11 protein-coding genes and 1 pseudogene are annotated in these 14,224 nt (G+C 37.9%); all 12 read right to left on the bottom strand.

Features of this window, described 5'->3' with window-relative positions; genetic code table 11:
- Positions 1–422: 422 nt before the first annotated feature.
- The 12 genes and pseudogenes from NXV01_RS09810 to NXV01_RS09755 all read right to left on the bottom strand — a co-directional run bounded on the left by NXV01_RS09810 (position 423) and on the right by NXV01_RS09755 (position 14,213).
- Positions 423–2,375 (bottom strand): discoidin domain-containing protein, encoded by a 1,953-nt coding sequence (locus tag NXV01_RS09810; protein WP_259022288.1) that lies wholly within the window; start codon positions 2,373–2,375, stop codon positions 423–425.
- A 23-nt stretch (positions 2,376–2,398) separates the two neighbouring features.
- Positions 2,399–4,000, bottom strand: a complete 1,602-nt coding sequence (locus NXV01_RS09805) for an O-antigen ligase family protein (RefSeq protein ID WP_258979612.1) — start codon at positions 3,998–4,000, stop codon at positions 2,399–2,401.
- A gap of 76 nt (positions 4,001–4,076) precedes the next feature.
- Positions 4,077–4,451, bottom strand: a complete 375-nt coding sequence (locus NXV01_RS09800; RefSeq protein ID WP_259022287.1) for a DUF1573 domain-containing protein — start codon at positions 4,449–4,451, stop codon at positions 4,077–4,079.
- The gene (locus NXV01_RS09795) at positions 4,444–5,277 is read right to left on the bottom strand and encodes a DUF4369 domain-containing protein (RefSeq protein ID WP_122135677.1); all 834 of its coding nucleotides are present in this window, start codon (positions 5,275–5,277) and stop codon (positions 4,444–4,446) included. Before NXV01_RS09795 ends, NXV01_RS09800 begins: the two co-directional genes overlap by 8 nt.
- A gap of 26 nt (positions 5,278–5,303) precedes the next feature.
- Entirely contained in the window at positions 5,304–6,119 is an 816-nt protein-coding gene (locus NXV01_RS09790; RefSeq protein ID WP_122135676.1) for a DUF4369 domain-containing protein, read from the bottom strand.
- Positions 6,120–6,134: 15 nt separating this feature from the next.
- Positions 6,135–6,644, bottom strand: coding sequence for a DUF4251 domain-containing protein (locus NXV01_RS09785; RefSeq protein WP_148364291.1), 510 nt, complete (start codon positions 6,642–6,644; stop codon positions 6,135–6,137).
- 294 nt (positions 6,645–6,938) lie between these two features.
- A pseudogene (locus NXV01_RS09780) lies at positions 6,939–7,663 on the bottom strand (DUF4369 domain-containing protein).
- Between the two features lie 16 nt (positions 7,664–7,679).
- Positions 7,680–8,192, bottom strand: a complete 513-nt coding sequence (locus NXV01_RS09775) for a DUF4251 domain-containing protein (protein ID WP_259022285.1) — start codon at positions 8,190–8,192, stop codon at positions 7,680–7,682.
- Between the two features lie 43 nt (positions 8,193–8,235).
- Positions 8,236–8,946: a hypothetical protein gene (locus NXV01_RS09770; RefSeq protein ID WP_148364288.1), complete on the bottom strand. Its 711-nt coding sequence runs from the start codon at positions 8,944–8,946 to the stop codon at positions 8,236–8,238.
- Between the two features lie 193 nt (positions 8,947–9,139).
- Positions 9,140–9,475 carry a hypothetical protein gene (locus tag NXV01_RS09765; RefSeq protein ID WP_122135674.1) on the bottom strand — a complete coding sequence of 112 codons (336 nt, stop codon included), beginning with the start codon at positions 9,473–9,475 and terminating at the stop codon, positions 9,140–9,142.
- A 30-nt stretch (positions 9,476–9,505) separates the two neighbouring features.
- Positions 9,506–10,915 carry a glycoside hydrolase family 28 protein gene (locus NXV01_RS09760; protein ID WP_234131869.1) on the bottom strand — a complete coding sequence of 470 codons (1,410 nt, stop codon included), beginning with the start codon at positions 10,913–10,915 and terminating at the stop codon, positions 9,506–9,508.
- A 34-nt stretch (positions 10,916–10,949) separates the two neighbouring features.
- On the bottom strand, positions 10,950–14,213 hold the full coding sequence (locus tag NXV01_RS09755) for a DUF4450 domain-containing protein (protein WP_259022284.1): 3,264 nt from the start codon (positions 14,211–14,213) through the stop codon (positions 10,950–10,952).
- Positions 14,214–14,224: the final 11 nt, after the last annotated feature.

The following is a 14,224-nucleotide window of genomic DNA, read 5'->3' as shown; positions in this document are numbered from 1 at the left end:
TAATTTTCACTATAGCAAATCAGAATATGCTTATAGCTAAATTTATTATGCTCCCGGCAACCAGTTTTTTTCTTCCTAAGATTTGAAACAAACATTAGGATATTCCAAGTGAAAGATGCTAAATGATTGAAACAAACTCTTTGATCTTTAAAAAGCACTGCTTTAAGCAGGCTAAAGCTATGCTTTACTACTTCTAAAGCTTAGCTTTGGATTAAAAAAAACGTATAATATGAAAGCATAGGTGAAAGGCAGCTTCTTCACCCTGTATCGCTTTATTCATCAGCTTTTGCAATGAAAGGTGAAGGGGGAATGAGAATGTGGAAACTACAGTGTTGGGGCATAATCGTATTATTATATCGCTGTCGATTCCATTTCATAAGATGATTCATATTCCAATTCTACATATGTATTTTACCGATGAATTAATACCACACCTGTTTAATATCTCGATATAAGAAAATTCGTTCGTCTTTTCCTCTACTTCGATTTTTTAATAACAGCAAAGCATTTTGCGGGACATTATGGAATGTCAGTTCAAAATCATCCGCTACTTTTTTCTGTATTGAATGCCAACCATCCATATCCCAATAAAACAACTCGTATGTATCACCAATACGAACATTGTTGTCATCATTACGTGTCATATAGCCTATTCTTCCAACAGATTCCGGTCTGCCCAAATCCAATCCAACCCAGCCATCCCTCAACGTTTTAGATGCAAAAAAAGTCAACGGATTCAAGTCAAAAGCTGCAGAACGGCTATAGTGAGGATTTTTGCTTCGTTCTTCAGAACCTATAATTGTTCCTGTCAATTTCTTATTGCCTTTATCAAAGAACATTAATTCTGCAATATTACAGCGATATGGTTTAGGACAGATATAACGCCAATAACGATACTTTGTGGTATCGCTTATATTCACGCTACCCGATACGCTATACTCTTTAAACGTATGCACTGTAACAGCATCGCTAAAATCCTCCTTTTGGGCAGCTTGAAACATGCTGTACTTTAAACGGAGTGCTGCGGTAAACGCTTTACGTGTTAAGGGATATTTCCGTTTTAGACTAATGCTTCTTTTATGTGCGCTGTCAGGTTTCAAGAACTCCAGTTCACCTTTCTCATTCAACAAAGCGGGATAATTGAACGGGCGAACCCTTCCGTTTATATAATATACCGGCAGATAGACAGCTCCTTTCTCTACTTTATCAAAGGTGACCCGCTTACTTTCTTTTATTTCAGAAAAGCAAATAGGAATCCATTTCTCATTATCAAATACTGCCAGATACGCATATTTTTCTCTGCGTTCTCTTTCCCCAGAAAGTACAGGAAAAGCAGGGTTAATAGTCGTCCCATATTCATCTGTAACGTCTTTCATAAAGACATTACGCAACGTTTTCGGAACACTGCCAGCTTCCTCATTCAACCGGACCAAGCCCTGATTGGGAGAATACGTTCTTCGATATACTTTTCCTTTGCATTCGCCTGGTCGTAGGAAAGCTAAGAAAGGTTCATGTCCTCCTTCACATACCATTCGGCGATCGTGATCTATCAGAATACTTAGCCACGAATGTGCATGTGCTTTTGTAGGCCACTGCAAAACGAAATCATACGAGACCGCAAACCCCTTACTACGCATGATAGCTAAAGCAGTGTTTGTCCTTGTCTCACAAGAATTGGAAGGAATATTGCACCAAAGCGGAACCTTATATAACGCATGCCACTTCAGAGGCTTTTTCAAATCGACAATAACGGTATCACGCAATTTGATATTAATAGCTTCCGCTGCATAATAAGGTGTTTTATTCCAGATATCGTTATAAAAATAATCAGATAACGTGTCATTAGCTATCGGTTTCAACACATTGCGCCAATCATCAAAAGCCTGAAATTCTACACACTTATAAGGAAGCATATATTCACAAAATTCATCAAATGTAATACCTCTCGCCCAACTACCTTGTTGCCAATCGTCAAAAGCCGCGTCTATACTTCTTATCAGAAAGTTGGCTTTTATGATAGAGTAATCTTCCTTAAATTCAAAATCATCTGATGGAAACTCTAACAACAGATTATTTAACTCATTCACCTGATCGTCAATCTTTCTGCCAGAGAAGATTATCTTTTCGGCTTCAGTATAATATTCTTCAATATCTTTCCCGGTGTACGATTGGTGTCCAGGCATATTCATTATCAAGAATTTGGCAGCTCTAAGTTTCAAACTTTCGGCTTCGTTTTCTTTATAATGCTCCAACACTTTTTCGAGTTCCGGACGATTGTTGCCCGACAGTGTCAACACCTTTTCCAATTGTTTTTCTTCAGGGCTTTGACAACTGAAAAGCAAAAGAAGAAAAAGAAAGATGAATGTGGCTTTCATTTTGTATGATTGTTAGTTTATAATTAAATATTCTTTTTGCGCAAATAGGTTTTAGCCTCTTCTTGTATGATAGAAACAGTGTAAGATGGTATCTTTATCCGTTTATTGATTATTTCTAAGGCTACCCGTTCGGCAAGTATACAGTTATTAGATTTTACGTAGATTCTCAAAAGTCCTTGCAATGGAAGAAAACGGCTAGGACACATACATTGTGCCAGTTTATAGCGTCTTTCAGCCTCTTCCCAACACCCCATCTGATAGTAATTATCAGCTAATTGCATTTGCAGGTCATATGTATTGATATAAGATTCGCAATGCAAGAATATGTTGACGCTTTGTTTGTACAATTCCACATTCTTCAATTCTGATGCATAATTGTACAAGAAATAGGGATTGCCATTCCACTCATCATATAGCTTGGTAAATACAGATAATTCGTTATCCAGCAAACCATTGTTCTTTTCTGCAACCAACGAAATTCGTTTCCATGTACGCTCGAAAAGAATATTCTTAATCGAAAAAAAACAGAGTATAAAAAGAATAATCAATAAAAATGGCTTGTTGAAACATATTGTTCGTAGAGCAACCTCCCGTTGATTAAGTGAAGCGAGGCAGTAGATAGTCATGAACCAAACAAAAGCATATTTGAATGGATAAGAAAAGCAGGAAAATATAGCAATAGAAACAATTGCTAGTAAGGCTGGAGTATCAAATGACACATTACTTCGAAAAACAGCAACCAACAACAATAAGAATAAAGCGATTCCTATAAGTCCTTGTTCAATCAGCAACAACAAATACTCGTTAAATGAATGATTCGTATTCCCTGCTAACATTCTTTCACTTTCAGCAGCATGAAAAGAAGACAAATATTTGGCTTGTTCCGGCATGTAATCCGCCTTAAAAGAGCCAAGTCCATTTCCTCGAATCATATTTTCCTTACACAATCCGGCAGATACTTTCCAAATCAGAACACGACCGGAAGCGGAAGCTGGTTTCAGATAAATCAGTCCAATGAATAAACCTATTAGCAACAAAGTGCCTCCGCTAATAAAAAAGATGCGCCTTCTATGAATTAACTTCCGATAGCGGAGAGCGTAAAAAAGAAGTGTTACTACGCATAAAGTAAGTATCCCTGTTCTCGAACCGGATAAGATAACGACTATAAAGAGGAGAAGACACGCCATAAACTTGAGCGTTTTTCTTTTTCCATTAGAAGTCTGGCACAAAAGAAAAGGATAACAGAGAACGATGCTTGCTGCAAATCCGGCGGGATTATCAAAAGAACCAGTAACAGAAAAATAAGATTGAGTTTCTATACACCCTACATATTGCAGCAAGCCATACAAGGCCGACAAAACTCCAACGACAGCTAAAATGCTATTAAATGTTTCTGTAGGATTTTTTCCATTACGCATCAACACAAAAAGAATCCATCCAGATACGATGTATACACTGTGTATATATTGCGATGTAAAGAGACTGCAAACGAAAACATATCCCATAAAAACAGTAAAAGACACAAATAGAAAATCAACAAACAGTCTAATTTTTCGCTTCCAGTTCCCTATGCAAATACCTCCCCATACTATGATGCCGACAACGAAACTTATATTTTTAGGCATAAAATACCTATCCATAAACCAATCAGCCGATAAGTATAAGGGGGTGATAAGTAAAAAAGAAAACGTAAAAACATTATCACTGAATAATTGCCTTAACTTGCAGAATATAAAAGAGGGAGTCTGTATTTGCATTGATAATAATTAATTCTTCTTTCGCTCCCAATCCCTTTCCTTTCGGATTGAAAGAAAAATGAAGCGAGCACGATTCATCAGGATTTAATTCATACTTCTCCACCGATGCTTGTGTACATCCACATCCAGTTTCGATCTCTCCTATTTCCAACCTGGCATTGCCTACATTGGTGATTGTAATGCTATCACGACAAATTATATCAGAACTAATTATTCCGAAATCATATGTATAGGAAGACAAGGACATCTCTGCCTTCCTTTTTTGATTGCAAGAAACGCAAATCAGCAGAATAACAATAAGACCAAGGATTTTACTCATTTTTTATAGTTGTTGATGATGAACTACTCGGAATAGTCTCGATGAAACGGGGTGGATCACCGATCAAACTATCTAATATCATTCGGCTCTTCTTTTTAAATTCTCGTTCTTTCATAATATAATCCCACCATGATAAAAAAGCATCTCGATCCGCTTGGGGCATTAAATCGATAATGCGTAAATATTGAGAGAGTTCAGGCTCCCTAATCGGGTATTTTGTCCTTAAATCACGAGCCAACATGACTCGGATGACATTCGGATATTTTGCATATTTTTCAAGAAAAGTAAACCGACCTTCTGAACGCTGTTCAGTTTCTGATATATCCAATAGCTTACAATTCTCTATATTAGTACTATCTTTCGCCATTTTTCTACGTTCTCTATTCCAATATACAGCATTCCATTGAGCTTCTCGCTCAAGAATATAAGTATCATAATCTTCATTGATGGAAGTGCCCGATACATTAGCGTTATCGTCCCAATCAACCATACGAATATAGATATTACCCGGTTCCACAAAAAGATTAATATCAGTCCCTTTATGGAACGGTGGTCCATCATAGGATATTTGTGCAAAAAAAGGCTTTCGTGTGACAGTTCCTTCGTAAAAAAATTCCTTGCCAATCACCTTTATTTTTATGCTGTTGCCGTATGCTTGTTTTTGTCCTTCCCTTTCTTCAAGAAGATACGATTTATCTATTAATAACACATATTTACCATCTAAAGAATTATCAGGGAATTCACCCCGAATCGTAAATTTCTCTTGCCCCAAAAGCAATTGAGCAGAAAATACGAATATAATGAGAAAAAACAGTTTCTCTTTCATATTAATTACACTTTAACTCTATAAAATCATTTTACAGTTATATCAAGCATATTATTTACCCGTCTTTCAATAAAACGAGGAGCATTACGATTAAGACTATCGGTCAACGCTCTTCTCTTTGCCCAATACTCCTCTCTCTTCATTGTATACTCTCGCCACTCTATCAAAATATCTCGATCCGCTTTGGGCATTAAGTCAAGAATACGTAAATATTTAGCATCCACCAATCTTTTATTTAATTCCTTAACTTCCAAATAGCGAGATAACATTACTCGGATAACATCCGGATATTTGGCATATTTCTCAAAGAAAGCCAATTCACCTTCTTCGAAGCATTCAAATGCAGAATTAAAAGAATGGAAATTATCATCCTTTTGAGTCTGCCCTTCTAACCTAATAGTTCGCAAAACTCTATTTACCAAATTTCTCCGTTCAATGACACAAGTGGCATAGTCTTTATTGATAGGAGTACCCGATACGTTTCCTTCCTCATACCAATCAGTTATATGGATATGGATATTCCCAGGTTCTATTACAAAAGAAGTCGCACTTGTCTGACCACTGAATGTTGGTCTATCATAATAGATTTGCGCCAAAAAAGGTTTACGCATAGTTACCCCTTCATAATAGATTTTTTTATCAGTTACCAATATTTTTACTTCATCATCAGATGCTTTCCATTTACGTTTGTACTCATCAGGAAGAAAAGATTTATCGGTCAGTATTATATATTTTCCATCCAGCGAATTATCAGGAAATTCACCTTGAATCGTGTATTTCTCTTGCCCGTAAAATAGTTGGGCTATAGATACAAACATAAATATGAATAGATATTTTCTCATGATAATAATTAAGTGTTACAGAGACTCCGTTTCTTCTCTTCGCATATTTAATTCTCCTAAAAAATTGATACTTTTCCCCTGCTGCAAGGTGATATAAATGCTCGCACTTCCATTGGAATATACCTTAATATAAAAGTTGCAATTACCTATTGTTGCATTTGCTGAAAACTTGATGTGAGCATTTTTCTTTTTATCTATATCCATAGTATATTTTTTCAAAGGAGCCTGAAAGTAAAGTTCAGCTCCTCTCCTATATGGTATATCAGCTTGACCGAGATAAAGAAGATCAGAAAAAATAGAATCATTTTTAATTTCTATTGAATAATCAGACTCATTCAATAATATAGGATCTTTACATGGAAGAATGCAAATACCTACATTTATCTTGTAGACTTTTGATGTAACAATCTTTCCGACAACTTCCGCCTTTTGTTTCTTTTGTTCTTTTTTGCTTTGGGCAGAAAGAATCGGAATTTCTACCAGCATTGTCAAAAATAGAACAAGAATTTGCTTTTTTACTTTCATATTAGATTATAACTTAAATATGGATGTATAAAAAGCCTAATGAAATACGGTTATAGGACACGTACCATTGCTACTCTCACAATTGCCTATTCCGATTTGCAAATAATCATCATTCGATTGACAACTAAGCATAGATATGGCTATTAAAAAGGTTAACACAACCATATTCAAGAAAGCTTTGTTTTTTTCATAAAACTATTTTTAAGGTAGTAACATATAGGGCACTTATTCTCCCGCTGATTGTCAACTTCATAATCAAAAACACGTCACACAAATCACAATAAGACTAAAATTCTACTTATTTTTCATCGTTGTTGATGATGAATTACTCGGAATAGTCTCGATGAAACGAGGGGCATTGTTACGTATACTGTCCAATAATGGTTTGTTTTTTTTTCATATTCATACTTTTTAATAGTATAGTCCAGCCAAGCCAAAAGAATATCCCGATCTGCTTTAGGCATTCGGTCGAGAATCTGTAGATATTTTGGAAAATTAGGATCCCTTGACATTCTTCGTCCGTTCAATAAAAAAGATAAGTGGAATCGTACGACATCCGGGTATTGGGCATATTTTTCTAAAAAAAGTAATTGATTTTCCATACTTCTCTTTGTGCCAATCATATAGGTACTGTAATCTTCATTAATAGGAGTACCTGATACCACCCCCTCATCTGCCCAATTAGCAATACGGATATGAATATTACCAGGCTCAACTATAAAATACAGGCCGAAATTCAACATATTTCTTCCTGTCCTTGCACTTGAAAGATACGCTAAGAATGGCTTTTGTGAAAGTACACCTTCATAATGGAATTTCCCGTCAACCACCAATATACTATCAATAAATAAATGTTTAATACGTTCACTCTCTTCACCAAGAGCTGAACTATTAGTCAAACGCAAATAACTATTATCTAACGAATGGTCGGGTAATTCACCCTGGATAGTGTATTTTTCTTGTCCATAGAATAGCTGGACTATAGATACGAAAATAAAAATGAATAGATATTTTTTCATAATAATATATTAAGTGCTACAAAGACTCCGTTTCTTCTCTTCGCATATTTAATTCTCCTAAAAAATTAACACTCTTCCCCTGCTGCAAGGTGACATAAATGCTCGCACTTCCATTGGGATACACCTTAATATAAAAGTTACAATCACCTATTGCTGCATCTACTGAAAACTTGATGTGAGTATTTTTCTTTTTATCTATATCCATTGTATATTTTTTCAAAGGAGCTTGAAAGAAAAGTTCAGCTCCTCTCCTACCGTATGGTATATCAACTTGACCGAGATAAAGAAGAGTAGAAAAGACAGAATCATTTCTAATTTCAATCGAATTATCGGACTCATCCAATAGTATGGGATCTCTATCCGGATGTATATAAGTATCCGCGTCGATCCTATAGTTTCTTGATACAATGATATTTTTGATAACTTCCACCTTTTTTTTTTTTTGTTCTTTTTTGTTTTGGGCAGAAAGAATAGGGATTCCTACCAGCATTGTCAAAAATAGAACAAAAATTTGCTTTTTTACTTTCATATTAAATTATAACTTAAACATAAATGTATTACAATTTAAAAGCTTAATGAAATGCCGTAATAGGACACGTACCATTGCTACTCTCACAATTGCTTATTCCGGTTTGCAAATAATCATCAACCGCTTGGGTACATTGATCACATTCCCGTCTATACTGTTCTTCTAGTATTGCAACTTGAGTCCAAGATACAAAAGGTATATCCATTACTTTTATATCATAATCATTAAGGCAATCCTCTGTTCTCCACTCTGCTATTTCAGAAAAGGCTGCAATACAGTCTCGGATCGCCTCCTCATCTTTTTCAACACGAGTGATAACAACTTGACGCATTTTACGCTTTTGCCGAGCCTTCATCAATTCTAATCTGGTAAAATCTGTCCCTTCATAAACTTTTCTAGCTAAATTGGAGATCCGATCTAAGCTGGCATAATAATCGTATCCAAGCAATTTATTCCATTGTATTTTCGCTTCTGCACGAGTTTCCATATTAAGTAAATCTTTTCTAAGTTGCTGATACTGTTCCATTTCTTCTCTCGAGAATTTGGAAATGGCATTTTGCTTTTTTCTCAAACTCTTTCTGATTTCTTTTTCCAAATTCTGATGTGCTTCCGAAGTAATAAAGAGATCGGCCGCAGTCACCTCTGCTACCTGTTGAGAGTAATCGCCATCATCATTTGTCTGGCAACTAAGTACAGAAATACTGATTAGAAAAGCTAATCCAACCATCATAAAACCAAGATTCCACTTTTTCATAAGAACAACTCTGAGAGATTAATAATATTGATTTTTTTTCAAAGCGATACCATAATATTAGTACGAAGAAAAGTTTATCGCTCTTGTTGTTACAAAGGACGACATTTATAAATTGAAATACAAATTTCAACCGTATACAAATGCGTATACACAGCCAATGTATACGCATTTAAATATGGTTTTTAAAGAAAGATCATTCTAAACGTAATGATTTAATAAAATCAGTAATAGATTCACAAGAAACATTCATTTTCTTTTTCAATCTACTACGGCGTATTCGAAAAGAACTTCCTAGAATATGAAATAACTCTGAAATCTGCACATTACTAAAATCAATACGTAACAAAAGAATAATATGTATATCATCTTCAGAAAGTATAGGATAATAATGCCTCAATTTATAGATAAAACCATCCTGATGAAGATTTATCCAAAATTCTAATTTATTCCAATCACAATCACTTATTGCGGATAAAGATGTAACATAGATTTGTACGTCATAGACAGTCTTCCATTCTTCTTCATTCATAGCTGGATTTTTATCTATTACAATTATGCCCTATTTCACCAATTCACCATTGATATAAAGGTTCTTGAAAGTCACATCTTTCGCCCCTTTAATATCATTTACTCCTTTGGCTACATTATTAAAATGAGAATCCTCTACACTGATGTTATATACATGTTTATCATCCTCCAGCCCTATAATAAGCACCCCCAATTTACTCTTCTCGCAAGTCACATTTTTCAAATGCACATTACGGACAATCGGGTCAAACCCTCTCTTACATTTCTCCCGGTTCTCGTATTGCAGATTGATGCGAAGTACAGCTTCACGACATTGTCCTACCGTTACATTACGCACATATACATTTTCTATAAGTCCTCCACGGCAAGTGCTCGTCTTAATACGAATGACACGATCCAGATTCGGGCTATCCATCCGGCAGTCTTCTACAAACAAGTTACGGTAACCACCGGAAATCTCACTGCCGATCACTACTCCTCCATGTCCATTCCTCATCATGCAACCACGTACGATAATGTTCTCACTGGGAATATTCCATTTACGCCCGTCTTCATTACGTCCTGATTTAATGGCAATACAATCATCACCCGTGTCAAATGTACAATTCTCTATCAACACATTCTTACAAGATTCAGGATCACATCCGTCTCCGTTAGGTCCACGATTGAAAACAGTTACTCCGCTAACAATCAAGCTCTCGCAGAAAAGAGGATGAATCACCCAAAAAGGAGAATTTAACAAAGTAACACCTTCAATCAAGATGGTGTGGCAGGAATGTAAGTTCAATAGCTGCGGACGCATACCATCTTCCGGCTTCATCAGACGCTTGTAGACAGGAGTAGATGTTTCACCATACATCAACAGACGTTCACGACCTCCATTGCGTTGAGCCACCATGCCTTCTTTCCAACCATACTTTACGGCTCCACACATCGGCCACCAAGTTTCCATGCTACCCTGTCCGTCAATTATACCTTTTCCGGTTATGGCAATATTACTTTCGCCATAGGCATAAATCAAGGGGTGAGCGTTATAGCAATCAATTCCCTCCCAACGGGTTAACACAGCAGGAAAGTAAAGGCTCTGATCCGTAGAGAATTTCAAGACAGCTCCCTCTTCGAGATGGAAATTCACATTACTCTTCAGAGTGACAGGTCCGGTATAGAAAGTTCCTTTGGGCACAATTACTGTGCCACCTCCTGCCAGACTACACTGTAGAATAGCTTGATTTATTGCTTCATGGCAAGGATTAGTCTCATCATCTGTTTTTGCTCCGAAATCTGTTATAAGAAACGTTCGTTTCGGAAAAGAGGTTCGTTTAATCTGTTTTTCGATGCGGGCACTTTCTTTAAACGCCTTATCAAAATCAACAGTATTCGCATAAGTTGCCTCTGCCACAAATAGCAGTATAAGTAATAAATAAATAGTTCTTCTCATCATAATGCATCTCTTTTTAATCATTTATTTTTTTGTTTTATTGAATTGTAATTCCCATCAGGCCGATAACAACATCGTTCGAAAGTGTTTCCAACGTCAGATGCCTTAATTCTTTAGAAGGATTCAGAGGCATATCTAAAAGTATACCCGCTCCCCCCTCAATGGAACGTCCATAAACACCTTTTATTCCTAAGTTTTTTCCTAAGTCATTACTTACCATACCGGTCTTGAAATGAATACGGTAAGGACGAGGAGAAGATACAGTGAATGCCTGACCATCGACATAGAAATCCTGCTCAATAGGACACCAGTTATCCGGATTCACTAATTCCAGCACATCGGAAGTGCCATCCGTATAGAATACACGAATGATACCATTAGCAATGCGGCACTGCATGTGGTTAGTACTACCTGCCATCATCAAATAGGCATGAGAAGCTCTACCGGAAAGCGGAATACTCAAACTATCCGGATAATTATCCCACAAAGAAGTGAAAGCTATATTGTTTCCTTGAGCCAATGTTCGGAATGAAACACCCAATTGGGTAGTCAACACCTCATCACGTACCAACGCACGCAAACCCGTATCGTCAATATCGGCTGTTAGTTTCGGGTGACACCACTCACCAATGCCCTGGATAGGAAGCGATAGAGTGGTATAAGGTGAACGGGGAGTGAGATACTTATTCCGGAAAATATCAGTAACATTCGCATTGAACAGAGAATCCATATTTATCATCCGGCACTCTAATGTATTCACCTGTGAGAAAGGGAGAACGACCGATGATTTTTCTGATTCTGATATTTGTATATTCACAGGCTGCCACCATTCCATTTGTCCCTGTTTCATGCGAACAAAGAAAGTATGATGCCCTAAATGATCGTTGACTTTACTTCTAATAGATGTATCACTAACGTTCGGTTGTACCAAAACTCCCTGTGGATCATATATCTCACCGAATACTGCCCCTGAAGTTGAAGGGATATTGATCTCCGCTAAAGCATCCGTCTGTATTTCAGGCAGCACCGAACTCAAACTTTTTCCTCCCCATACAATTTCGACTGTTGATTTCTTTGCAGAAGAGGCAGGGATGATAATCACCGGATAACCGGAAGCCGCTTCTGCAAAACTCCAGTCAGCCTCTCTCCCATTCACTTTCACCGAATGAATTTCTTCTCTCCCGGCATTCACTTGTAATGTCAATGCCAAAGGAGTCTCAAAACGTTGCTCTATTTGATAGGTATCCACATCTTTTTCCCGAACAAAGCTATAAGTCATATCCGGCAAAGAAATAGAAGCTTTTGACCATTCTGCGGGAAATCCCGGACGAATCACCATCTTACCGTTCAAAACATCCGGTAAAATACCATACAAGCCTTGTACCAGCAATCGGGAAGCTACCCCAATCGGATCTCCGAAGTCACGATAGCATTCTCCACGGGCAGCATCATAAAAACTGACTTGTCCAAAATTGCCCGGACTGTTCCCTAGATACATACCATCCAGAAAGGAGCTTTTCATCAGTCGGCATCCTTCCTCCGGACGTCCTGCCTGAAAATAAGCCAAAGCTGTATGCATCACCTCTGCGAAAGCCACATTATTGATACTCCAGGAATAAGGTAACCAATTGGTAGTGGCAATCGTTGCATACCCCTCTTTCAGTCCATCGGCATATACAGGAATATGAGGTATTTCCGTATCGACATAGCGCGTAGCCTGATAAGCCTGAAAAGGATCAGCAACTTCACTATCAAGTGCATGATATATAGTCCACAATCCCGGACTTTCATGAAGCCGACGATGTCCCATGAAATCCTGATACTCCGCCCAGCAACCCTTACTCTGCATCCAAAGGCGTTTATTCATCGCTTTCAATATTTGTTCGGCTTCCTTCTGATAAGGTACAGAATCTTCACCTATCAAGGAAGCTAGAAAAGCTGCCATTTTATTGGAACGATAGTTGTAAGCCGATGAATGGGTGACAGCACCACTATTGTAATAAAGTGCATCGCTTGCCCAGATACAAGCATAAGCATCATATAAACCATCATTATCCGGATCATAATTTAATTTTTCCCAAGCAAGATGACGGGTAATTACAGGCCACATTTTACGGACATATGCCGTATCTCCCGTCCAGTTGAAATGCCATAAGAGTTCATCCATATAACAAAGATTCATGTCATAATGATGCATTTGATTATTGCGCCCCGGATTCCGGCAAATATAACCGTTACTATATTGAGGAGTTCCCCAACGTTTTTCCGAACGTGCCAGATTCATTGTGGAGTCCTGTACCGGATGCGGAATTGTATTCGGAACATCAGTCACCTGACTGGCCGCATAAGCATCAAAATGAGTACGTGCCCGATCATGCCATCCTAAAGCATCACCGGTATACCCGGCTCTCCACCCACTCAACGGCATACGCCAGCCAATAGCACCGTGCAACCAGACTTGCCCATCCCAAATTCCATCGGCAGCAGCAACTAACGCTCCTCCCAAGGTATTCAAATAAGGGTCCGGAGTTTCTATTTTCAAACGGGAGGCTAATGCCAAAGAAGCCGCCTCCGCTTTTTGATAGAGTTTACGGGCATTAGATTGTTCAGGCACTTCCCCACGTACTAAGTATGCTTCTTTCTGCAAGGGAAGTTCACCTGTGACAAGGTCGGCAGCTTCGGCCGGAAGTTCGAAACAATCAGCCGGATCGACTCCCATATCTCCATTACGACTCAAACGTTTCCCGGTAGCACCTCCATGCTGCCAACGAAGTATAGCCCCTTTAGGCATATTCGAAGCGGAAAAACGCCAGATAGCTCCGTCCATATCGGCTAATGCCAATACTACAATACGCAGTTCTCCTTTTCCCCAAGAAGGGTCTGTCAGATAATAGGTACGTTTTCCTGCCGAGTAGCGGGATTCACAATGTCCGGTACGGTCAAGTGCGACTTCTGTTCCATCACGAAGAATGATTTTGAAACTTATATTTCCTCCACGTCCATTATTATAAAACGCAAAAACCGGCCGGTCACTTGTTTCTACACGAAAAGGGCTATGTCTACCATACAAAGCACGGGTATAGCGGTTCTTACCGTTGATACAAACAAATTCATCTCCATCAGGATGGTATTGCAACGTCCGTTTTGCCCCTCGCAAATGCTCGTTTAAGGAGATGGATTCTTTAAAGTCACCGATCTGTTTTGCCTCTCTTTGAGCATTTAATTGCATTGCCGGCAACATAAAAAGACAATAAGCAGTAAGCCCTCCTTTTAAAATAAGATTCAGACGAAAATATTTCATATTTTTTGTGT

It is taken from the genome of Bacteroides sp. BFG-606, from assembly GCF_024788145.1.
Lineage (GTDB): Bacteria > Bacteroidota > Bacteroidia > Bacteroidales > Bacteroidaceae > Bacteroides > Bacteroides vicugnae.
The sequence above is the reverse complement of the archived record's forward strand: the minus strand, read 5'-3'. Positions and strand labels throughout refer to the sequence as shown.